23 protein-coding genes are annotated in these 21,725 nt (G+C 61.2%); 11 read left to right on the plus strand and 12 right to left on the minus strand.

Features of this window, described 5'->3' with window-relative positions:
- The 3 genes from AC1D1P_RS01665 to AC1D1P_RS01675 all read right to left on the minus strand — a co-directional run.
- A partial coding sequence (locus AC1D1P_RS01665; RefSeq protein WP_477671909.1) for a branched-chain amino acid ABC transporter permease occupies window positions 1-403 on the minus strand: 403 nt, incomplete at its 3' end.
- 36 nt (window positions 404-439) lie between these two features.
- Window positions 440-1,705, minus strand: coding sequence for an ABC transporter substrate-binding protein (locus AC1D1P_RS01670; protein ID WP_457280039.1), 1,266 nt, complete (start codon window positions 1,703-1,705; stop codon window positions 440-442).
- Window positions 1,706-1,826: 121 nt separating this feature from the next.
- Window positions 1,827-2,780 carry a LysR family transcriptional regulator gene (locus tag AC1D1P_RS01675; RefSeq protein ID WP_477667966.1) on the minus strand — a complete coding sequence of 318 codons (954 nt, stop codon included), beginning with the start codon at window positions 2,778-2,780 and terminating at the stop codon, window positions 1,827-1,829.
- Window positions 2,781-2,901: 121 nt separating this feature from the next.
- Between AC1D1P_RS01675 and AC1D1P_RS01680 the strand changes: the two genes are divergently transcribed.
- From AC1D1P_RS01680 to AC1D1P_RS01690, 3 genes are read left to right on the plus strand one after another with little or no spacing between them, the layout of a single operon-like run.
- Complete coding sequence (locus AC1D1P_RS01680; RefSeq protein WP_477671910.1) at window positions 2,902-3,885, plus strand: TRAP transporter substrate-binding protein; 984 nt, start codon at window positions 2,902-2,904, stop codon at window positions 3,883-3,885.
- Window positions 3,886-3,905: 20 nt separating this feature from the next.
- Entirely contained in the window at window positions 3,906-4,439 is a 534-nt protein-coding gene (locus tag AC1D1P_RS01685) for a TRAP transporter small permease (protein WP_477667968.1), read from the plus strand.
- Between the two features lie 57 nt (window positions 4,440-4,496).
- On the plus strand, window positions 4,497-5,807 hold the full coding sequence (locus AC1D1P_RS01690) for a TRAP transporter large permease (RefSeq protein ID WP_477671911.1): 1,311 nt from the start codon (window positions 4,497-4,499) through the stop codon (window positions 5,805-5,807).
- 8 nt (window positions 5,808-5,815) lie between these two features.
- Here AC1D1P_RS01690 and AC1D1P_RS01695 read toward each other — a convergent pair whose 3' ends face one another.
- Window positions 5,816-6,538 (minus strand): aspartate/glutamate racemase family protein, encoded by a 723-nt coding sequence (locus AC1D1P_RS01695; protein WP_477671912.1) that lies wholly within the window; start codon window positions 6,536-6,538, stop codon window positions 5,816-5,818.
- 39 nt (window positions 6,539-6,577) lie between these two features.
- On the opposite strand from AC1D1P_RS01695, the gene crcB reads away from it, so the two are divergent.
- From crcB to AC1D1P_RS01710, 3 genes are all read left to right on the plus strand, one after another.
- Window positions 6,578-6,964, plus strand: coding sequence for a fluoride efflux transporter CrcB (gene crcB / locus AC1D1P_RS01700; RefSeq protein WP_477671913.1), 387 nt, complete (start codon window positions 6,578-6,580; stop codon window positions 6,962-6,964).
- A gap of 64 nt (window positions 6,965-7,028) precedes the next feature.
- Window positions 7,029-7,694, plus strand: coding sequence for a barstar family protein (locus tag AC1D1P_RS01705; protein ID WP_477671914.1), 666 nt, complete (start codon window positions 7,029-7,031; stop codon window positions 7,692-7,694).
- Between the two features lie 193 nt (window positions 7,695-7,887).
- Window positions 7,888-9,063 (plus strand): sigma-54-dependent Fis family transcriptional regulator, encoded by a 1,176-nt coding sequence (locus tag AC1D1P_RS01710; protein WP_477671915.1) that lies wholly within the window; start codon window positions 7,888-7,890, stop codon window positions 9,061-9,063.
- 15 nt (window positions 9,064-9,078) lie between these two features.
- On the opposite strand, the gene AC1D1P_RS01715 is transcribed toward AC1D1P_RS01710, so the two are convergent.
- The 7 genes from AC1D1P_RS01715 to AC1D1P_RS01745 form a co-directional block, all read right to left on the minus strand.
- Window positions 9,079-9,564: a copper chaperone PCu(A)C gene (locus AC1D1P_RS01715; protein ID WP_477671916.1), complete on the minus strand. Its 486-nt coding sequence runs from the start codon at window positions 9,562-9,564 to the stop codon at window positions 9,079-9,081.
- A gap of 57 nt (window positions 9,565-9,621) precedes the next feature.
- Window positions 9,622-10,194 (minus strand): YcnI family copper-binding membrane protein, encoded by a 573-nt coding sequence (locus tag AC1D1P_RS01720; RefSeq protein WP_477671917.1) that lies wholly within the window; start codon window positions 10,192-10,194, stop codon window positions 9,622-9,624.
- Window positions 10,195-10,394: 200 nt separating this feature from the next.
- A complete protein-coding gene (locus tag AC1D1P_RS01725) occupies window positions 10,395-10,775 on the minus strand; it encodes a DUF2946 family protein (RefSeq protein ID WP_477671918.1) in 381 nt (126 codons plus the stop codon).
- A 233-nt stretch (window positions 10,776-11,008) separates the two neighbouring features.
- On the minus strand, window positions 11,009-11,782 hold the full coding sequence (locus tag AC1D1P_RS01730; RefSeq protein ID WP_477671919.1) for a molybdate ABC transporter substrate-binding protein: 774 nt from the start codon (window positions 11,780-11,782) through the stop codon (window positions 11,009-11,011).
- A gap of 200 nt (window positions 11,783-11,982) precedes the next feature.
- The gene (locus AC1D1P_RS01735) at window positions 11,983-12,828 is read right to left on the minus strand and encodes an ABC transporter substrate-binding protein (RefSeq protein WP_477671920.1); all 846 of its coding nucleotides are present in this window, start codon (window positions 12,826-12,828) and stop codon (window positions 11,983-11,985) included.
- The gene (locus AC1D1P_RS01740) at window positions 12,825-13,514 is read right to left on the minus strand and encodes an ABC transporter ATP-binding protein (RefSeq protein WP_477667978.1); all 690 of its coding nucleotides are present in this window, start codon (window positions 13,512-13,514) and stop codon (window positions 12,825-12,827) included. Before AC1D1P_RS01740 ends, AC1D1P_RS01735 begins: the two co-directional genes overlap by 4 nt.
- The gene (locus AC1D1P_RS01745; protein WP_477671921.1) at window positions 13,511-14,257 is read right to left on the minus strand and encodes an ABC transporter permease; all 747 of its coding nucleotides are present in this window, start codon (window positions 14,255-14,257) and stop codon (window positions 13,511-13,513) included. Before AC1D1P_RS01745 ends, AC1D1P_RS01740 begins: the two co-directional genes overlap by 4 nt.
- 166 nt (window positions 14,258-14,423) lie before the next feature.
- On the opposite strand from AC1D1P_RS01745, the gene AC1D1P_RS01750 reads away from it, so the two are divergent.
- Complete coding sequence (locus AC1D1P_RS01750) at window positions 14,424-15,536, plus strand: substrate-binding domain-containing protein (protein WP_477671922.1); 1,113 nt, start codon at window positions 14,424-14,426, stop codon at window positions 15,534-15,536.
- Between the two features lie 35 nt (window positions 15,537-15,571).
- Here AC1D1P_RS01750 and senA read toward each other — a convergent pair whose 3' ends face one another.
- Window positions 15,572-16,828 (minus strand): selenoneine synthase SenA, encoded by a 1,257-nt coding sequence (gene senA, locus AC1D1P_RS01755; protein WP_477671923.1) that lies wholly within the window; start codon window positions 16,826-16,828, stop codon window positions 15,572-15,574.
- A 393-nt stretch (window positions 16,829-17,221) separates the two neighbouring features.
- Between senA and AC1D1P_RS01760 the strand changes: the two genes are divergently transcribed.
- The 4 genes from AC1D1P_RS01760 to AC1D1P_RS01775 all read left to right on the plus strand — a co-directional run.
- Complete coding sequence (locus AC1D1P_RS01760) at window positions 17,222-18,988, plus strand: FimL-related protein (protein ID WP_477667982.1); 1,767 nt, start codon at window positions 17,222-17,224, stop codon at window positions 18,986-18,988.
- A gap of 127 nt (window positions 18,989-19,115) precedes the next feature.
- Window positions 19,116-20,177: a selenide, water dikinase SelD gene (gene selD / locus AC1D1P_RS01765; protein ID WP_477671924.1), complete on the plus strand. Its 1,062-nt coding sequence runs from the start codon at window positions 19,116-19,118 to the stop codon at window positions 20,175-20,177.
- Between the two features lie 165 nt (window positions 20,178-20,342).
- Window positions 20,343-20,882, plus strand: a complete 540-nt coding sequence (locus AC1D1P_RS01770; RefSeq protein ID WP_477671925.1) for a TRAP transporter small permease subunit — start codon at window positions 20,343-20,345, stop codon at window positions 20,880-20,882.
- A 47-nt stretch (window positions 20,883-20,929) separates the two neighbouring features.
- On the plus strand, window positions 20,930-21,725 hold a 796-nt coding region (locus tag AC1D1P_RS01775; RefSeq protein ID WP_477671926.1), incomplete at its 3' end, for a TRAP transporter large permease subunit.

Here is a 21,725-nt window from a genome sequence, read left to right on the forward strand (position 1 = left end):
GCAGCTTGACCGTTCCGCTGACCGCCGAATTCTCGATGGAGCGGAAATCCGGTTTCCAGAGGAACTGGGCCACACCGCGCAACAGGATCATGATGCCGAAGGTCGTGAAGATCTGCGACAGCATGGGCGCGTTGATGATGCGCACGATCACCAGTTTGTACAGCAGCACGCCGAAGCCGAACAGCATGATCACTGTCAGCGGCAAGGTAAGCATGGGGTCCAGCGCATACAGGGAAAACAGCCAGAAGGCCGAGTACATGCCCAGCATGAGGAATTCCCCGTGCGCAAAGTTCACGATGTCCATGACGCCGAAAATCATGGTCAGGCCGATAGCCACCAGCGCGTAAATCAGCCCAATCAGCACGCCGGAGGCCAGCGTCTGAAGCAATATTTCCGTAGTCATGGTTGTCTCTTGGCTTTTTAGGTCAAAACTCGCGGCTTATTTGCGCTGGTCCCACTTGGGCATGGGCCAGGTCACTTCACGCGAGGCCATGTCGAACGGCCAGACCGTGTTGTATTTGCCGCCGATGATCTGCACCAGGATGCCCTGGCCCAGGGTGTTCTGGCCGGTCGCATCGAACTTCACACCCTTCCACGGCATGATCAGCTTGCTGCCGGGCATGTCGGTGGCGGCCAATGCCTTGCGGATAGCTTCGGGCTCGGTGGAGCCAGCACGGTTGATAGCGTCCGCCATCACCATCAGGCCGGTGAAAGTGCGCGAGGAATTGCCGGTGAAGTTGATCTTGTAGCGGCTGTTGAACAGGTCGTTGACCTGCTTGATCAGAGGATTGCGGTTGGCCAGGTCCAGCGCCCAGACTTCACGCGTGATGATGTAGTCGGCGTCCTTGCCGAGTGTCCTGATGAAATCGGTATCGGTGAAGCCCGCGTTGTTCGCCAGGATCATGTCCGGCGAAAAGCCGAGTTCCTTGTAGGTCTTGATCGACAGGATGGCATCGGCCGTGTAGGACGACTGCAGCACCAGGTTGGGGTTCGCCGCCTTGAGCGTCTGCACTTCCGAAGTCAGCTGCGTGGTTTTGGCCGGGTACATCACCTGCTTGACCAGGTTCTGCTTGAACTCGGGCGCGAGTTTGGTCTGCAGCTTGGTGGTTTCCGTGCCCCACAAGCCGTTTTCGTTGAGGCTGGCGACCACGCCCGCCTTGATGCCCTTTTTGGCTTCGAGTTCTTTCAGGAAATCAAAGGCGTTGTGCACAAACAGGTCGTCGTGCGGCGTGGTGCGAAAGAACCACTTGAAGTTGCGCTGCGTGAGCGATGCCGACGACGATTCAGGGTTCAGGAAAGGGATACCGGCGCGCTCGGCGATCTGGCTGGCCGTGGCGGTGACGGCGCTGTTATACGCACCCACGAGTGCCACGACTTTTTCCTGTGTGATCAGGCGCTCGGCTTCCGTAGCGCCAGTCTGCGGGTTGGCCTGGTGGTCGGCAAACACCAGCTTGATTTTTGCGCCCTTGAGGTTGGGCAAGCCTTTGCCGGCAGACAGCGGCAGCTCGGAAACACCGGGCGCACCGTTATTGATGATGTCGGCGGCGAGTTCCAGCGCGCTGCGCAGCTCGGCACCCACGGAGGCGGCCGGCCCGGTGAGCGGATAAAGCACACCGATTTTTATCTCTTGCTGTGCATGCACGCCAAAGGCCATGCCGGTTGATAGCAACACTGCGGCCACTTTGGCCCACCAAGATTTCTTCATGACGCACTCCTCGTAAAAACATGACGGTTGGATGACATGTGACGAAGTGTGCGATTAGCAAATGACGAAATCAAACAAGTAATTTTTTGCTTACGTCATCGATTTTTTCGATGATTGGTATTTACCCTGATGCACCTTTTTTGCCTGTTTTTGCAACCCTGGCCGCCGGCTTGCGACCCGTTTTGGTGCCGGCTCCCGTGCTCTCCGCGGCAAACTGCACGGCCGACCTGACCACCGTCTCAACCACCGATGAAGTCGGGTCGGTGCGGTAGCTCGCGTGGATCGGCAACGACTTCACACGGGTGTCGCAGGTGAGCAATTTCAGGCTGGCGAACCCCGTCAGGCGCTGGACCGCGATGCGCGGCAGCAGGGCCACGCCAAAGCCGCCCTGCACCAGCTGGACCATCGCGGAAATGGATGAAATGGCATGCACCTTTTTGGGTTCCATGCGGTGCTGTTTGAAGAGGTCGACCAGCGTGACGTGCGGCTGCGAGCCTTTCTGAAATGTCAGCAACTCCATCTCCGCGAGCTCATCCAGCCGGTAATTTCTTTTTTTATGCAGCGCCGGATTTCCCACAAACGCCATGTCCATGGGCGGCAAGGCCTGGTTGCGTACCCCGTCCGCCGACGCGGGCAATGCGGCAAACACCAGGTCCAGCGTGCCGCGTTGCACCTGGTCCATCAGGATGGGGGTGGTTTCCACCGTCAGCTCCAGCTCCAGGCCCGGATGGTCTACCCGGAGTTTTTCAAGCCAGGGAATCAGCCAGGAGTGCAGCACCGATTCGATGGCACCTATGCGCATCGATACCGCCATGGCCGCACCGGAACCCATCTCGTGTTTGACCTCGCGCTGCAGCTCCAGCAGCTTTTGCGCATAGACCAGGAAACGCGCGCCCGCGACGGTGAGCTTGAACTGCTTGTCGCGCCGGTCCAGCAGCAGGATGCCCAGCTCTTCTTCCAGTGTGGCGATCCGGCTGGACATGGCAGACTGCGTCAGGTAGAGCTTCTCCGCGGCGCGCGAGATACTTTTGAGCGAGGCAACCCAATAGAAAGCTTCAACAAAACGCAGGTTCATGGCGGGGCCTCAAGGTCGCAAAACAGGTAGGCGCCGGCTTTTCGGGGTATGCCCGGTGAACTGGCGCGGGATTTGCGTCTATCCTATTACTACTTACTAATTCCTTGTCCTGGAGCTTTTCATGAAATTCAAAGTCACTCTGGTGGCCGCCGCTCTCGCCTTCGGCGCCAACGCTTTCGCCCAGACCAAGTGGGATCTGCCCGCGGCCTACCCAGCCAGCAACTTCCACACAGAAACGCTGACGCAGTTCGCGGCAGACGTCGACAAGGCCAGCGGCGGCAAACTCAAGATCACGGTGCACGCCAACGCCTCGCTCTTCAAGGCCAACGAAATCAAGCGTGCGGTGCAAGGCGGCCAGGCCCAGATCGGTGAAGTGCTGCTGGTCAATTTCGAAAACGAGAATCCGATTTACGGCGTCGATGGCATTCCTTTTTTGGCCACCTCTTACGCTGATTCCAAAAAACTCTACGAAGCCCAAAAGCCCGTACTTGATAAATTGCTGGGCACACAGGGCATGAAGCTGCTCTATACCGTGGCGTGGCCACCGCAAGGCATTTACAGCAAGAAAGAGCTCGCCTCGGTTGCCGACCTGCGCGGCATCAAATGGCGCGCCTACAGCCCCGCCACCGCCAAGATTGCCGAGTTGATCGGCGCGCAGCCGGTCACCATCCAGGCGGCTGAACTCTCGCAGGCGCTGGCCACTGGCGTGGTGGAAAGCTACATGAGCTCGGGCTCGACCGGCTATGACTCCAAGACCTATGAAAGCATCAAGTACTGGTACGACACCCAGGCCTGGCTGCCCAAGAATGCCGTCATCGTGAACAAAAAAGCCTTTGATGCGCTCGACCCCGCCACACAGGCGGCCCTCACCAAGGCCGCGGCGGACGCCGAAGTGCGCGGCTGGAAGCTCAGCGAGGAAARGAACGAGTGGTACAAAAAGGCCCTGGCCGACAAAGGCATGAAGATCGTCACGCCGCCGGCCAAGCTGGTCTCCGACATGAAGCAGGTCGGCACCATCATGCAGGCCGACTGGGTGAAAAAGGCCGGCCCTGACGGCGAAGCCATCATCGCCAACTTCAACAAGCTCAGGGCCGCGAAGAAGTAAGGCATACAACAAGGCAGGCCGTGCGCAAATTCCTCGACAAACTTTATCTGGCAGGCGGGGCCTTGGGCGCCGCCTTCATCGCCCTCATCGCGGTGCTGATGATCGCTCAAAGCATCCTGCGCGAATTCCGCGTTAACACCGGCGCCGTGAACGACGTGGTGGCCTGGTTTTGCGCGGCCGCCGCCTTCTTTGCCATGGCCCACGCATTCAAGCATGGCGACTTTGTGCGGGTGACCTTGCTGCTCGATTCAGTGAATGCAAAGACCCGCCGCGTGCTGGAGCTGGCCTCGCTTTTTATCGGCAGCGTGGCGGTGGCCTACCTGGCATGGTCGGCATGCCTCTTCACCTATGAAAGCTGGGAGTTCAACGACATCTCGCAAGGCCTCTTGCCCATGCCGATGTGGATTCCGCAGTTGAGCTTTGCGCTGGGCTCCATCCTGCTGCTGGTCGCCGTGGTCGATGAATTCATCATCGTGATACGCGGCGGCGTGCCGACCTTTGTGCGCGAAGTCGAAGAACGCCATGCGCGCGGCGACTTCTCTTCGGAAGTTTGAGCCTCAGCCTGCGTCTCTTTCATTTCCGTTTATTTTCCAGACTACAAAGACAACAACATGGATATCCTGATGGTGGGCGGCATCTTGCTGCTGCTCATGATGCTGCTGCTCTCGGGCGGCGTGTGGATTGCGATGACCCTGGCCATCTGCGGCTGGGTCGGGCAGGCCTTTTTCACAACAACCCAACCGGGCAAGAATCTCTTCAGTGCTTTCTGGGAAAGCAATGCCAGTTGGGAACTGGCAGCCCTGYCCCTCTTTATCTGGATGGGCGAGATTTTGTTTCGCACCAAGCTCAGCGAAGAGATGTTTGAGGGCCTGCGCCCCTGGCTCAACCGCGTGCCCGGCCGCCTCATGCATACCACCATCCTGGGCTGCGGGATCTTCGGCTCGGTCTCGGGTTCGTCGGCCGCCACTTGCGCCACGATTTCCAAGGTTGCGCTGCCTGAGCTGCTCAAGCGCGGCTACGACGAGAAGATCGCCCTGGGCTCCCTCGCCACCGCCGGCACGCTGGGTATTTTGATTCCCCCGTCCATCACCATGGTGGTGTATGCCGTCGCGGCCGACGCGTCCATCATCCGCATCTTCCTGGCGGGTTTTTTCCCGGGCTTTCTGCTGATGGCGCTGTTCTCGGGCTACATCATCTGGTGGAGCCTGCGCCATCCCGACAAGGTGCCCGCCGCCGACCCGCCTTCCACGTTCATGCAGAAGATCAGGCAGTCGGGCAACCTGCTTCCCTGCGCTGCGCTGATCGTTTTCATCTGCTGGGTGCTGATCAGCGGCTATGCCACGGCCACCGAATGCGCGGCTTACGGTGTGGCCGGTTCACTGGGCCTGGCGCTGTGGAGCCGGTCACTGACATGGCAAAACTTCAAAGAGGGCCTGATGGGCACGACGCGCACCAGCTGCATGATCATGTTCATCCTGGCTGGCGCGGCATTCCTGACCAAAACCATGGCTTTCACCGGCATTCCACGTGAGCTGGCCGAATGGGTCAACAGCATGAACCTCTCGCCGTTTGCGCTGATCGGTGTGCTGACCATCGTCTACCTGATCCTGGGTACCGCGCTCGACGGCATCTCCATGATCGTGCTGACCAGCGCCGTGGTGCTGCCGATGATCCAGAAGGCCGGTTTCGATCTCATCTGGTTCGGCATCTTCATCATCCTGCTGGTCGAGATTGCCGAAGTCACGCCGCCGGTGGGCTTCAATCTTTTTGTGCTGCAAAACATGACCGGCAAAGACAGCAACACGATTGCACGCGCCGCCATTCCCTTCTTTGGCTGCCTGGTGGTGTGCATTGTGCTGATCACGGTATTCCCGCAGATCGTGACCAGCTTGCCTGATCTCGTCATGGGCAAAGATAAATAGATAGCGGCTCAGCGGACGCGCCAGGGCGACAGAAGTCTCTCATCGTCAGTCAGCGCCCAGGTCTCAAAGCCGGTGGCCTCTTCAATTGCGTGGCGGTACGGCGGCAAGTTGGTGCATTCAAGCACCACTGCCTGTAATGAAGGCTCTCGCTGCCTCAGGGCCACCGCAGCCGCCACTACATCGCCGCACGCCTTCTCCCTGTCCATGGTCGGGCGGTTACCCAGAATGGCAGTAGCAAATTCACTTTCAGGATCCACCCCCTGCACCACCACATCCGCCAGACGCTCATGCGCCACACCTGCAGCACGCAAGTGTTCCTCACCCAGCGCCGCTGAACTGATGGTCAGCACGCCCACCCTGGCGTGGCGTGCAAGCAGCACCGGCAATTGAAGCAGGCTGGAAGTGATAACGGGAACCTCCACGGCCGCCTGCAATTCGTCCTGCAGCAGCACGAGGAAACCGCAACTGGTGGTGATGGCCAACGCGCCCTCGCTCGCCAAGGCCTGCACCGCCTGCACAAAAGCCGGYAGCACGCCCGCAGCACGCAGGCCGGCGGCGGTCTGCACAATCTTGCCGGGCCCGGCTCCCGACACCACCCGCTGGCGAACGGGCACGCCAAACGCGTCTGGGTGGCCGATGTCACCCGGCCACCGGTGAAAGCGCGTATCAAGCATCACCACCCCCAGAAAGCCCGAAGGCTCGCTGAAAGCGGGTGCTGAGGTTAAAGTCATGGCTCCATTCTCCCGCCAAACAAACCACCCGCCACCGCCATGTTGAACGTCATCGCCATTTCTCTTGGAGCTTCAATCGGTGCGCTGGCGCRCTGGGGCCTCGGCCTGTGGCTGACGCCGGGCGGCCTCATTCCCTGGGGCACCCTTGCGGCGAACCTGATTGGCGGCTACCTGATTGGCATCTGCATCGCGGGCTTCCAGTCCATGCCCCAGCTGGACCCGGTGTGGCGGCTGGCGCTGGTGACGGGGTTCCTGGGCGGTCTCACCACGTTTTCCTCGTTTTCGGCCGAAGTAGTGATTTTCCTGATGGAAGCGCGCTACGGGCTGGCCGCGCTTACGGCCACCGTGCACGTGCTGGGATCCCTGTTGATGACCGTGGCCGGCCTCAAAACTGCTATGTTTTTTATAGCTGCTGGCGCACGCTGAATATGGGCTGGAGGTTAAAAAAATGATATCAATGTTAATTCGCAGGGAATCTGGCGCCGTTGAAATGGAATGGGATGTCGAAAACGTTCAGGGCATGTCTCATGCTCTGAGTGAAAGCCCGGACGGTTTTTTGATTTCAATGTGGAATTTGAAGGCACGTGGTGCTTCCGCCCAATTGGAAACCGGTGTCCTGTATTCGCTGTGGAAGGTGTACGCCGGTGTTGAGTTTCGGATTTCCCTTTTTTACGTCGCAAATAATTTAGCGACCGTGGGGGAGCGCACTTACCTCTTGGCCTTGTTTGGCGAGTACGACGGGTTCAAATCGATGCTGCTGGATGCGTGGGCAGACGGTCTTTCTATTAACTGGTCTGACTTGAGCGTGCRGTATGGCGACTCATGGTTGTCCATGTGTCAGGCATTAACTTCGAAAACCAACTGGATTCAGGCAAAGGTGGATGAAAGTCCCATCGTCCTTGACGCAGCAGGCTTGCGTTCAAAGCAGGATTTGTATTGCCGGCTTGGCGAAGCTTTTTTTGGGTACAAAGGCTATGCAGGCACCAATCTCGATGCTCTTTACGATGTGTTGAGGGAGAACAGATTGGATTGCAAAATAGCTTTCAAAGATAAAAAACAGTTTTCAACTGTCTGTGAAACCCTCACGAACGATGTCAGCTATTTCGATAGATTGACTGAGGTATTTTCGGGTGCTGGATTGCGCATTCAGGAATAAAGCTATCCAGTCGAAAATTGCTATTTTTTTATAGCTACTTGCGCAAACTGAGTCTGGGCTGGAGCCACTTTTCTTATAAATTTCCCAGTCTGTAAGCCGGCCGGCTTTTGCAGCCCGCACGCGCTTGTCATACCGGCGCAGTCAACCAAAGCCGCCACCACCCGCGAACGGCCTGAATTGGCCACAATGCGTCATGGCCTCCATGACAACCCCCATGACATCGGTGTATCCGGCTCTCTCAAGCGGCGGGCCGGACCGGCTGGCCAACATAGGCCGCGCACGGCAAGCGGTTCTGTACGGTGAGTACACGCCCGGAGGTGTCAGCCCGGTGGTTGAAAGCTGGATAGAGCGCTCCTGGCAGCGCTGCCTGGCCGGCGGCCAGCGGCCCGAGCGGGCGCCTTCTTTCGATATCGTTCCGGCCGCCGCGCTGCGCCGCACGCTGGAGGCCAACCACCAGCTGGTGCAAGCTGCGGCACCTGTACTGGAAAAGCTGGGCCAGGCCATTGCCGACACGCGCTACTTCGCCATCCTGACCAACCAGGCCGGCGTGGTCATCAATGTGAATGGCCCGATAGACCGGCGCGACCGCCGTGCCGACATGATCACACGCATCGGTACGGACCTTTCGGAACAACAAGTGGGCACTACCGCCATCGGCGCAGCGCTGACCGAACTGCAACCGGTGTGGCTGCATCGGGGTGAGCATTTTTTTGATGCCACCTCGGTCTACAGCTGCGCCGGCGCGCCCTTGTTCGGCCCCGACGGCCGCTGCGCCGGCATGCTGGACCTGACGGGCATCGAAGTGGTCGAGAGACCCGAGCTCAAACACCTCGTTGCGCAATCCGCGCGCAGCATAGAGAACGCACTCACTTTGGGCAAACCCCATGCATTGCTGATCCGGCTGAATTGGCCGGGCCGCACGCTGGGGGATGAGACCGATGGGCTGGTGTGCGTGGATACCGATGGTTGCGTCACTGGCGCCAACCAGGCGGCGCGGCAGATGATTTCACAGCTGGGCTTCACCGCAGGCATGACGCCGCATTGCAACGATCTCTTTGCCATGCCCTTCGAAATGCTGTTTGACGCGGCGCAGCGCCAGGCGCCGGTGAATGGCGGCATCCTCGAGGTGCCGCTCTGGACAGGCCTGCGCCTGCACGCGCTGCCGCAGTTGCCCGGCCGGGACTCGCCGCCCCCGGCAACCAGCCTGCCGCCTTCAGGCGCCGCGTCGCGAACGCTGAAGGAACTCGAAACCGCCTTGATCCGCAAGGCGGTAACCGATTCACGCGGCAATGTGCTGCAGGCCGCAAAGGCGCTCGGCGTCAGCCGGGCCACGGTTTACCGCCGCCTGGGCCCGGGCAAACGCAACTAACCCCGCAAACACAAATCAGTGCTTGTGCTCGGCCGTGGCACCGGCTGCTCCCGGTGCGGCAGTGGCAACCGGCAGCTTCAGCTCGAGCTTGCTTTCCACACCTTTGGCGTCCCTGAACAGCAGGGTCACGGGGATTGTGCTGTCTTTGGCCAGCGGTGCCTTGAGGTCCATCAGCATGACGTGGTAACCCCCTGGCTTGAGATCGACCTTTTTGCCTGCAGGCAAATCAAGCGATGGCACGGCACGCATTTTCATGACGTCGCCGTCCATTTTCATTTCATGCACTTCAGCCACGCCCGCCACCGGCGACGACACGCCGATCAGCTGGGCCCCATCCTTGGCGGTGAGGCTCATAAAAGCCCCCGTGCCTTTTTGCCCTTGCACGGTGGCACGCGCCCACGCCCCATCGACCTTGACGGCGGCCGTCTGGGCCAGGGCGGCCATGCTGGCCAGTGCCATCGAAAATGCCAACACGGCTTTTGAGAATTTTGCGGATGTCATGTGTAAATGCTCCTTGAAGCAGTAAATTGAATCGGAAATAAAACCGCCGGGGCTCGCTCAGTGATTGTGTTCACCACCGCCTGCAGGCATCAGCTCAAGCGCGGCAGCAGGGTTTTTGAGGTCGGACAGTTTTTGGCCTGGCTTGGGCACTTCGGCCCAGTCAACCTTGCCGGTCTCGCAAACCTGGCTGACTGGCCAATACAACATGCCCGCCTGTGCGGGCAGTTTGGCCTGCAGCACAAATTCGTCGTACCAGTCGTTCTGCAGGTAGTCAGCGGGGGTTTTAGCTGTCCAGCTGATTCGCGACACGTCTTCGGTGACGGTTTTGCCGTGATCCAGCAGCGGCTGCGCCAGCTTCTCACGTGTGACCTCCAGCGTCCAGCCTGCTTTGGGCATGGGCTTGGCACCCTGCACACCCGCGGGGATGGTGACCACGATCTGTTTGACGGGTGAATTCCCGCAGCCATGCCCGACCTTGAATGTGCCCTTGTAGTAGCTGCCTGCATTCGCGACCTGGTATTCCAGGGTGACGTGTGCGGCGGCAGGCAGCGATACGGCAATAAAGATAGCTCCAGCCCAATAGGGACGAGCGCAAGCAGCTATGGTTTTAATAGCATTTGGGTATTTCATGATTGATTCTTACAGGATTGAAAATTAAAGGCAGCAGGATTTGCGGCTGAAATTAGGGCCAGCGAGCGCCATGCCGAACGGAGCGCACGGGTGCGCAGAAAAGGCTCGTGAAAGTGCACGCTGAAATGAACGATGGCACGGCGCCGGCCGCAAGGCCCGTGCGCGGGATGCCTGAGGCCTCCAGCGAGAGGCGGTTCAGTTCAAAGTGCGGGAGGTGCGCGGCTGAAAGGCAGCCCGGAGATGGCTGTGCCGGTGGTTGCCGGAATATCCGCCACCGCAACCGTGGTACCGGTGACACAGGAAACGCTTGCTACCGGTAGAGGTGGCAGCACCAGCCCTGCTGAGCCGCACAGGTCGCAGCGCTGGCCTGGGGAGGCTGCATTGCCATCGGTGGAGTCCACGCCGGCATCAGACGAAGCGGTGTTGACGCTGCAAATGCCGCTCAGCTTGCCGCTGCGCACGTCCTGGGCGAGCATGGACACCGGTGCCCACAACGCCGCCGCCACGGCCAGGAAAGCCAGCCAGGCGGCAAGGCGTTCMCATACGGGAAGGGTCGGACGGGATGCGGGGTGGTGGGGCACGGGGTGATTATATGTAGCCCCCACGCTCCCCCACTTCGTGTGGGTCGCTGCCCCCCGAGGGGGCCGCCCGCCTGCGGCCCGGCAAAGCCGGTTCCGCGGCTCATGCTGGGTTGAAGAATTCTTTGGACACTACCAGCGGGGGCCGCGGGACTGGCTTTGCCAGACCGCAGGCGCCGCCCCCTCGAGGGGGGAACAGGCTACACGCAGTGAGACTGGACGGGGGTGGTGTCTTGCTAGGGCGCCCCAAAACCAAACCGCCGAAACACCTCCTGCGCTTCCGGCGTCAACAAGTAGGCAGYAAACTGCGCAGCCGCAGCATCCCCGCTTCGCGCAGTCAAACCGTAGGCCGCACTCACCTGCAAGGCAGCCGGCATCTGCACCACGTTCATGCGCGGCGCTTCTTTGCGAACCGCCACGGCGTTGGTGCAATAGGTCAGGAACAGGTCGGCGCGGCCCTCCGTGATCAGCCACTCATACGTACTCCGGCCCGGCGGAGGCTGGGGTGCTTCGGGTGAGCCGGTGAGCTTGAGTGCCTTGCTGTCCAGTGCCGTGTAAGCACCGGGCTTGAGTGCTTCCGCCTTGCGGAACACTGCCCACGCATAGTCGCCCGACGGGTCCGCCCTGGGCGTGGAGGTGCCGAGCTTGACGGCGGGATCCAGCATCAGGTCGAGCAACTTTCCCGAATCGGCATTGAGCTGCGGCACGGCCAGAGCACACAGCTGGTTGCGCACAAACAGCGTGGGTTGCACCCATGCACTGCCCGCTGCGGAATAGAGGCGCTGGGGATGCTGCGTATCGGCCGAGGCAAACACCTGCGCAGGCTCGCCCTTTTCAATGCGTTCGCGCAGCAGTCCGGAGGCGCCAAACGTCAGCTGGGTTTTCACGCCCGTGCGGGATTCGTACGCGCGGGCCACTTCGGTGAGCGCTTCGCGCAGGCTGCCCGCCGCATACACGCGCAGCGGCGCGGCGCCTTCAGCAGATGCTGCGGGCGATTGGGCATGCGCCATAGTCAGGCCTCCTGAAAAAACAACCGCAGCAGCAATCCATACCAGCAGGCGCCGCGGGACTGGCTTTGCCAGACCGCAAGCGCCGCCCCCTCGAGGGGGGAACAAGCTACACGCAGTGAGCTTGGACGGGGGTGAGCCAATTTCACCGTCCCCTGTAGGGGAGGACAGGCTACACGCAGTGAGCCTGGGCAGGGGGGAACTCATTTAGCGTTTGGGAAGAACAATTGCTCACCGCCAATTTTGTAACCGGCGATCACGTTCTGGCCCATGGGCGAGATGATCCAGTCCACAAACCTCTGCGCTTCCACCACTTTGGTCTGCGGATGCTTGGCGGGGTTCACCACCATCACGCCGTACTGGTTAAACAGCTTGGTATCGCCTTCGACCAGCACGGCCAGGTCGCCGCGGTTTTTGAAGGACAGCCAGGTGCCGCGGTCGGCCAGCACATAGCCGCCGCTGCTGGCCGCGATGTTGAGCGCCGGGCCCATGCCGCAGCCGCAAGCCTTGTAGTTGGCAAACGCGGGCTTGTCGCCCGGCGTCTCAACGCCCGCGGCTTTCCAGTAGCGAAGCTCGGCGGCATGCGTGCCGCTCTTGTCACCGCGAGAGATAAAACCGGCATTGGCGGCGCTGAGTTTTTTCAGCGCTTCGACAATGTCCCTGCCCCTGGTTTTGGCCGGATCAGCTGCGGGGCCGATCAGCACGAAATCGTTGTACATGACAGGAAAGCGCTTGATGGCAAAACCTTCGGCTACGACTTTTTCTTCCGCCACCTGGTCGTGCACAAACAGCACGTCGGCGTCCCCCCGGCGGCCCATGTCGATAGCCTGGCCGGTGCCGACAGCGACTACTTTCACGTCAATGCCCGTAGCTTTTTTGAACTCGGGCAGCAGGTAGGGAAAGAGGCCCGACTGCTCGGTCGAGGTGGTTGACGCCATCACGATAGTGTTGGTTTGTGCTATCGAAACAGTAGCTGCCAGCGCAAGCGGGACAAGCACCAAGGCCCTGATCGACCCGAAAATTCCCGATACCATGCTCAAGCTGTTCATGCAAGTTCTCCTTTTAAAAATGCTTCTGCCGCTGCGGGGACAGGACCGGTGAAAAAGGCCGCAGTCGGCAAGTCGGCTACCAGCCGGCCATGCTCAAGGTAAATCACCCGGGTGGCCAGCCGCTTGACCTGCCCCAGGTTGTGGCTGCTGAAAATAAGCGTCATGCCGGCATCGGCAAACTCCGCCATCAGGCGCTCGACCTCGCGCTTGGCCGTGGGGTCCAGGCTGGCCGTGGGCTCGTCGAGCAGCAGAACCTGCGGCTTGAGCGCCCAGGCGCGCGCCAGCGCCACGCGCTGCTGCTGCCCTCCGGACAAAGCCTTGGCATTGCGTGTGGCCAGGTCCTCCAGCCCCACGCGCTCCAGCGCGGCCAGTGCCTGGACTTTGGCCTCTTTCCAGCGCACACCACCCAGCCACAGTCCGAGTGCCACGTTGTTCAGCACGCTGGCGCGCAGCATGTAGGGCCGCTGGAACAGCATGGCCTGCCGCAATTGCACGTCGTGCTGAAAGCTGCCGCTGGAAGGCCGGACCAGGCCGTTGAGGGTTCGCAGCAGCGTGCTCTTTCCGCTGCCGTTGGCGCCCACCAGCGCCAGTCTTTCGCCGGCCTTGATACGCAGGCTGCAGCCGCTGAGCGCCTGCACCTGGCCGAACTGCACACCGATGGCATGCAGGTTGAACACCTGCGTCATGGCTGCGCACCCCCGGTGGCCAGGGCCACATCCGGCAGGCGGTCGTCGAACCGCTCACGCCAGCGCCGCACCAGGGCGATCAGGATGTTCAGCAGCAGCACCACCCCGAGCAATACGATGCCCAGCGCCAGCGCCAGCGGCAAATCGCCCTTGCTGGTCTCCAGCGCAATCGAAGTCGTCATCACGCGCGTGAAGCCGTCGATATTGCCGCCCACCACCATCACCGCGCCGACCTCCGAGATCGCCCGGCCGAACGCGGCGATCAGCACCGTCAGCAACGCATAACGCTCGTCCCACAAAAGAATGAGGCCGCGCACAAAGCGGCCCGCACCCAGCGACCGGAATTGCTCGCCATGAGAACGGTCGGCATCTTCAATCGCCTGGCGGACCAGCGCGGTGACGACCGGCAGCACCAGCACGGCCTGCGCCAGCACCATGGCCTTGAAGGAAAACAGCCAGCCCAGAAAACCGAGGGGGCCGGTTCGCGAGAGCAACAGGTACACCACCAGCCCGACCACCACCGACGGAAGGGCCAGTGCCGTGTTGAGCAGGGCCAGAACCGCACCGCGGCCGCGAAAGCGCGACACGCCCAGCCACGCACCGAGCAGCAAGCCGCCGCTGCAGGCAATGAGGCAGGCACAAGCACTCACGGCCAATGAACGGGCCACGATGCTGGCCAGCATGGGATCGAGCGAGGTGATGAGCGTGAATGCCGTGGCGGCGCTGTCTGAGAAGGTGTTCATGTCAAAGCTGTGCGGCACTCTAGCCTAGGGCCTAAGTCCTTGATTTGCATCGGGAATCATCGCTATGAATTCATTTGCATAGGTTGGCAAACCCAAGCTGTCCACCGCGTCCCCGACCCGTTCCCGCCGACCGATGCACTCATAATCTGTGCACTTACCGTTTGCCATGCATAAAGTCGAACTCTCTTACCTGCTCACACCCCAGCGCGGCAAAAACGCCCTGATACGCAATCCGCTGATGGACATGCTCCATGCGGTGCGTGAGCAGGGCTCCATCTCCAAAGCCGCCAAGGCGCTCGACCTGTCGTACCGCCACGTGTGGGGTGCACTCAAAGACTGGGAGCAGACCCTGGGCCGAACGCTGATCGTCTGGGACAAAGGCCAGCGGGCACGGCTCACGGAATTCGGCGAGAAACTGCTTTGGGCCGAGCGGCAGGCACAGGCTCGGCTGGCGCCACAGATCGAAGCGTTGCGAGGCGACATCGAACGGGCCTTTTCCACCGCCTTTGACGACAACGCCCATGTGCTCACGCTGTATGCAAGCCACGACGCAGCGCTTTCTGCGTTGCGCGAGCAGGCGAGCCCGCGCGGGCTGCACCTGGACATCCGGTTCATGGGCAGCGTGGACGCCATTGCCGCCCTGAACGCGGGACGCTGCATGATGGCCGGATTTCACACGCTGGACCAGCCTGGCAGTCAGTCCGTGACCGCACAAACCTACCGCAACCTGCTCAAACCCGGACTGCACAAGCTGATCGGCTTCGCCCATCGCATGCAGGGCCTGATCGTGGCCAAAAACAACCCGCTGCAGATCGCCGGCATCACCGACCTTGCAAGGCCGGGCGTGCGTTACGTGAACCGGGCGGAAGGCACCGGCACGCGCGTGTTGCTGGACGAACTGCTGGGCAAAGCCGGTGTGGCGACTTCAGATATCGAGGGCTACCAGAGCCAGGAGCCATCCCATACGGCCGTAGCCCAGGCGATTGCCAGCAATGTCGCCGATGCCGGCCTTGGCATTGAAACGGCAGCGCGCGAGAAAGGCCTGGGCTTCATCCCGCTGGCGCAGGAGCGCTACCACCTGGTGTGCCTGAAGTCCGAACTGCCCACGCCGCAGGTGCAGGCACTGCTCAAGGAGCTCCAGAGCCGCGACTGGCAGGCCACGCTGGAAGAGTTGCCCGGCTACAGCGGCGAAACGGCCCAGAGCGGCAAGGTGCTGTCCCTGCGCGCCACTTTGCCCTGGTGGACATACCGCAAGGAAAAATTGGCGAAAAGTGCCTGAAATCCTTTATAGAAGAGCGCAGGCAGCTATTCTTTTTATAGCGCGCAAGACCTGAAGCCACAGAAAATATCATCCCGTCCGGGCAGGCAGAAGTTGCGGAAACGGGGATGCTTCAGGCGCGCACGTGTGGCGAACGAGCCGCCACGCAGCACCTTGTGGCTGCCGAACCAGGGTTCGGAATAGGCGGCGAAAGGACCGGGCACAAAACCCGGGTAAGCGCGAAAGGTGGTGCCCGTCCACTCCCACACGTCACCCCAGCGAAAGCCCCTGCGGGCGGCCGTGCACGCAGCGGTTTCCCATTCCACTTCTGCGGGCAGGCGGCGGCCAGCCCAGCGGCACCAGGCGTCAGCTTCCCACCAGCTCATATGCATGGCCGGCTGGTTGCCGAGCATACGCATGGCCTTGCCAAAGCGCGTCAGCATCACGGCGCCGCTGGCCACACCGATCTGTTCAACGTAACGCGGACCGCGCCTGCCCTCGCTTTTGACGGTGGCCTGCAACCACGCCCATCCCTCGGGCTGCCAGAACTCGGGCCGGTCATAGCCGCCGTCATCGACAAACTCCACGAACTGCGCCCAGCTCACCGGCTGCGCGTCGATCTCAAACTCGGGCACGCTGATGTCGTGCAGCGCCAGTTCGTTGTCGAAGGCAAAGCCTGCAGTGTCCGATGGTGCGGCAGAGCCCATTTTCCAGACGGTAGCCGGGACCAGCAGCGCGCCCCTCAGTGCCATGGACGGGGGCGTGAAGGCTTGCAATAAATCCTTTTCCATGGGCACACCCAGCATTTGCGCTGCGTGGGTCAAGGCTTCGGCCTGCATGTCCTCATAAAAGAGGCACAGGCGGTAGAAGTAGAGTGCATCGCTGTCTTCACCGGCTTTTCCCAGCAGTTCCAGTGTGCTTTCCAGCGTGTCGAGCAGATAGGCACGGCAAACGTCCACATCGGGCAGGTCAATCGCCCAGCGCTGGCTGTACGGAACACTCGCAGGGTCCCACCAGCGGTCGGCGTTGAGTTCCATCGAAGCGAGGCGGGTGTGCCCCGGTGCGCAGCGTATTCCCTGCGCGCGCTGCACATTGCGGCCGATCCACCATTCCTGGAACCAGCCGACGTGGCCGAGCATCCACAGCGGGGGGCTCAGCGGCGGGGAGGCCGGCACGGCAAAACCAACGGATTCCAGCGCCTGCTGGTACTGGCCAAAAATCCRCAAGGTGTGATTGCGGGCATCCATCAGCGCCAGCGACAGGACGTCACGGCCGGCGCTGCGCATGAGGGGCGAATCGATCTGGCGGTCCATCGCGAAAAAAATGATTGCTGGCGGGAGTAATGAAAAGGTGTAGCGTCTTGAACCCGCACAAAGTCTGGCAAGCATCGACACGAATGGACACAAACAAGACACCATCAAAGCCGCGCGCCGATTGAGGCCAGAATAGCAGACGGACGACCGGCTGGCGCGCATAAGTGTTTAGGTTGCATACTGGGCTCGAGGACAAACAAGGGGGCCTGCCAACCCGACGAAATATTGATGGCAAGGTGTCGCGCCACGGCGACTTACCCCCTTTTGTAACAACAAGTACACGGATAGACTCCGGCCAGTCGCCCCGTATCTTGAGAATGCCTGCAGGTGTCTGGAGGACGCATCGACTGCCCCTTGACCCCGCCCCTTGACTCACTCACCAGCACGCCACTTATGCAACCACACGATCTGAACTCATCGCCCGCCGAGCTCGACATGACGCTCCTGGACCTCGGGCCCCTGGCGTGGGTGCTGGAAGAACTGCGCAAGTCGCTGGAAGGCTCCAACAAAGCCCTGAAACGTTTTTTGCGGGAGGCTGAAGGCGTCAGCAACTCCGATCTTGCAGCACTCGATGCCGGCCAGTTACGCACTGCCCGCCAGCAGTTGCACCAGGCGGTCGGCGCGCTTGAGATGGTCGGCATGAGCGCGCCTGCGCTGGTGCTGCGGGCCATGGAAACGGCGGTGCAAAAGTTCATCCAGACACCGGGGCAATGCACACAGGACGCTGCGACCAAAATCGAACTTGCTGGTTTTTCCCTGGCGCATTACCTCGAAGACGTGCTGGCCGGAAAACCGGTGTCTGCGGTGTCACTTTTTCCCCAGTACCGCGACATCCAGGGCCTGGTTGGCGCCGATCGCGTCCATCCGGCAGATCTCTGGGTGTTCCAATGGCGCTGGATAGAGCCGGTCCTCAATATCACCGTCGATGCCAGGGCGTACGGCGGGGAATCCAGGCAGCTGCTGGACCGGCTGATGCTGACCCTCATCCGGACCGGTGATGCAGAAGCCGCACAGAGCCTCAGCGATGTGTGCCTGGGCTTCGCCCAGGCTCAAACCGGCATCGAACCCAGGACCTTCTGGAAAATAGCAGCGGCGTATTTCGAAGCACTGGCAAAAGGGCTGCTGAAAATCGATCTCTATGTAAAGCGTGCAACCCTGCGCATCCTGCTTCAGTATGTCTGGCTGGCCAAGGGTACGGAGGCGTCGGCCCGGCTTGCGGAAGATCTGCTTTTCCTGTGTTCCCAGGCGAAAGTCCCGCGCTCCAGCGACGCACCGGTGCTGTCGGCGGTTCGTTCAAGTTATGGCTTGACGCGGTTCAAGCCGGTGGACTATGAGTCGGTCCAGTTCGGCCGCTTCGCCCCGGCCCTGATCGCACAGGCCCGCAAGCGCATCAGCTCGGCAAAGGAAACATGGTCTGCAGCCACCGCTGGAGACCTGAGCAAGTTCAAATCCCTGAACGACCAGTTCAGCCTGGTGACGGATTCACTGGTCAAACTGCATCCGCCGAGCGAGCCGATGGCGCGGTCACTGACGCGCGTGATCGCCTCGACGGTCAGCTCGGGTCAGGCCCCCAGCCCCGAACTGGCGCTGGAGGTGGCAACCGCCGTGCTGTACCTGGAAGCCGTGTTTGACGATTTCGACCCCAACGACCCGCGCCTGTGGGCCCGGACAGCCCGGCTGGCGGAGCGGCTTGAAAGCGCCAGGACGGGCGGACAGCCACAACCCCTGGAGTCGTGGATGGAGGAGCTGTACCAGCGCGTCAACGACAAACAGACCATGGGAAGCGTGGTGGGTGAACTGCGCGTGGCCCTGGGTGTGCTGGAAAAATCCCTCGACAGCTTTTTCCGCACGCCGGAGGACAAAAAACCCCTGGCCGTGGTACCAGGGCAACTCGCGCAGATGCAGGGCGTGCTGTCCATGCTGGGGGTAGACCAGGCAGCCCTGGCGGTAATGCACATGCGTGAACTCGTGGAACAGATGCTCAAACCTGGTGCCAATGAGCAGCAGGCCCACATGGCAGGATCGGTCGATCGCCTCGGCAACAATCTCGGAGCCTTGAGTTTCCTGATTGACATGCTCAATTACCAGCCCGGCCTGGCCAAAAAGCTGTTTGTGTATGACGCGGTGAAAGGCGAACTGAAGGCCGACAAGGACAACTGAACCGCCATAAGCGCGGCCGGGGCTGCGCCTGAGGGCAGCAGGTGAAATGCCCGAGAAAACACCCTTGTTTTAAACTGGCTGCCCCCGCGCACCGCCGGTACTGCGGGAACGCCATTGAAAGCACGCCATGAACGCCCCTGAAACACTTCCGGGCACCCCACCCCGGCTCACCAGCCTGTCGCATGGCGGCGGTTGCGGCTGCAAGATTGCGCCTGGCGTGCTGAGTGAAATTCTCAAAAACTCCAGCAACCTCCCGATTCCGCCGCAGCTGCTGGTGGGCATTGAAACTGCCGACGACGCGGCTGTTTACCTGCTCAATGACGAGCAGGCTCTGATCGCGACGACCGATTTCTTCATGCCCATCGTCGATGATCCCTACGACTTCGGCCGCATCGCCGCCACCAATGCAATCAGTGACGTCTATGCCATGGGCGGCACGCCCATCATGGCGCTGGGGCTGGTGGGCATGCCCATCAATGTGCTGCCGCTGGAGACCATAGGCGCCATCTTGCGCGGCGGGCAGGACGTTTGCCGCGATGCGGGCATTCCGATTGCGGGAGGCCACACCATCGACTCGGTCGAGCCGATTTATGGCCTGGTGGTGCTGGGCCTGGTGCATCCATCGCGGGTCAAGAAAAATTCCGGAGCCCGGACTGGCGATGTGCTGGTGCTGGGCAAGCCGCTGGGCATCGGCATCCTGTCGGCGGCGCTGAAAAAAGAACAGCTGGATGCCGCAGGCTATGCCCGCATGATCGCGCTCACCACACAGCTCAACAAGCCGGGTATCGAGCTGGCGCGCATGGAAGGCGTGCATGCACTCACCGACATCACCGGCTTTGGCCTGGCAGGCCACGGCCTGGAACTGGCCCGCGGGGCCGACGTCCAGCTGCGTATCGACTGGCATCGCGTGCCGCTGGTCAGTGGCGCGCGCGAACTCGCGGCGCAAGGCTGTGTGACGGGCGCCTCGGGGCGAAACTGGGCCAGCTATGGAAATGAAGTGAGTTTGCCCGCCGCCTTTGCCGACGTAGACAAAGCCCTGCTCAGTGACCCGCAAACCTCCGGAGGCCTGCTGGTGTCCTGCAATGCAGACAGCGCCGCCGAGGTTCTGGCAATTTTCCACGCCCAGGGCTTTGCCGGGGCAGCGGTCATCGGGGAGGTCACCGCCGGCCATGGGCTGGCCGTACGCTGAAAAAACGCGCGAGAGTCTGGCACAAGCCGTAAAACCCTAGGGTAAACCCGGAAATTTTTTGTCAGTCTTTATTCAGTGCGGGAGCGGGCATCCGTCGTACCATTCATGCCTCGACGTACCCGGGTGGGTACTTTCTCATTCAAAAGAACTTATCGGAGACATCCCGTGCCCGCACTCCTCAAACTCGCACTGGCCTACGACTGGCTGACCACGCGACTTGGCAAGATCGCCGCCTGGACGGTGTTGCTCGCCGCGATGATTTCCGCCGGCAACGCCTTTGTGCGCTACGGCCTGGACATCAGTTCCAACGGCTGGCTTGAAATCCAGTGGTACCTGTTCGCCGCCACCGTGATGCTGGGCGCACCTGTGGTCCTCAAGCTCAACGAGCACGTGCGGGTCGACATCATTTACGGCAAGCTCAAGGGCAACGGGCCGGTGTATGTAGACATCTTCGGTCTGGCCATCTTTCTGCTGCCGGTGATGGGGCTGATGGCCTACCTGAGCTGGCCGCTGTTCATGAGCATGCTGCGCTCAGGTGAAGTCTCAGGCAATGCCGGTGGCCTGATCCGCTGGCCGGCGATGCTGCTGCTGCCGCTGGGCTTCGGTCTGATGTTCGTACAGGGCCTCTCGGAAATCATCAAGCGCATCTGCTATCTCCAGGGCAAATTCGAGATGGATACGCACTACGAAAAACCGGTTCAGTGATCCGTTTGCATCGCTCGTTCCCATAAAAATACTTTCAGGACTACCCCATGCAGATGGAAAATTTCGCCCCGATCATGTTCGCGGGCCTCGTGCTGATCATGCTGATCGGCTTTCCCGTCGCCTTCTCGCTGGCCGCCCTCGGGCTGGCCTCGGGCTTCCTTGCCATCGAGATGGGCTGGTTTCCCGCCAGCTTCATGTCCAACCTGCCGCTCAACATGTTCGGCATTTTGTCGAACGAGTTGCTGCTGGCGATTCCCTTCTTCACTTTCATGGGCGCCATCCTTGAAAAGTGCGGCCTGGCCGAAGACATGCTCGACTCCATGGGCCAGCTGTTCGGCCCGGCCAAGGGCGGCCTGGGCTACTCGGTCATCATCGTCGGCTTCATCCTGGGTGCCATTACCGGCACCGTAGCCGGCCAGGTGATCGCCATGGCGCTGATCTCGCTGCCCGTGATGATCCGCTACGGCTACAACATGCGCTACGCCACGGGTGTGCTGGCGGCCTCGGGCACCATTACGCAGCTGGTGCCGCCGTCACTCGTACTGATCGTGATGGCCGACCAGCTGGGCCGCTCCGTCGGTGACATGTACAAGGGCGCCTGGGGCCCCTCCATCCTGCAGGTGCTGATCTTCGCGGGCTACACCTTCATGCTCGGCGTGTTCAAGCCGCACCATGTTCCCGGTGTGCCCAAAACCGCACGCACGCTCAACGGCTGGGCGTTGTGGGCCAAATGCCTGCGCGGCATCATTCCCTCGGCCATCCTGATCTTCGCGGTGCTCGGCTCCATGGGCGGCCTGCCCGGTATCGACACCGCCATCGCCACGCCGACGGAAGCCGGCGCCA

The organism is Polaromonas sp. P1_E1_2 (genome assembly GCF_056406035.1).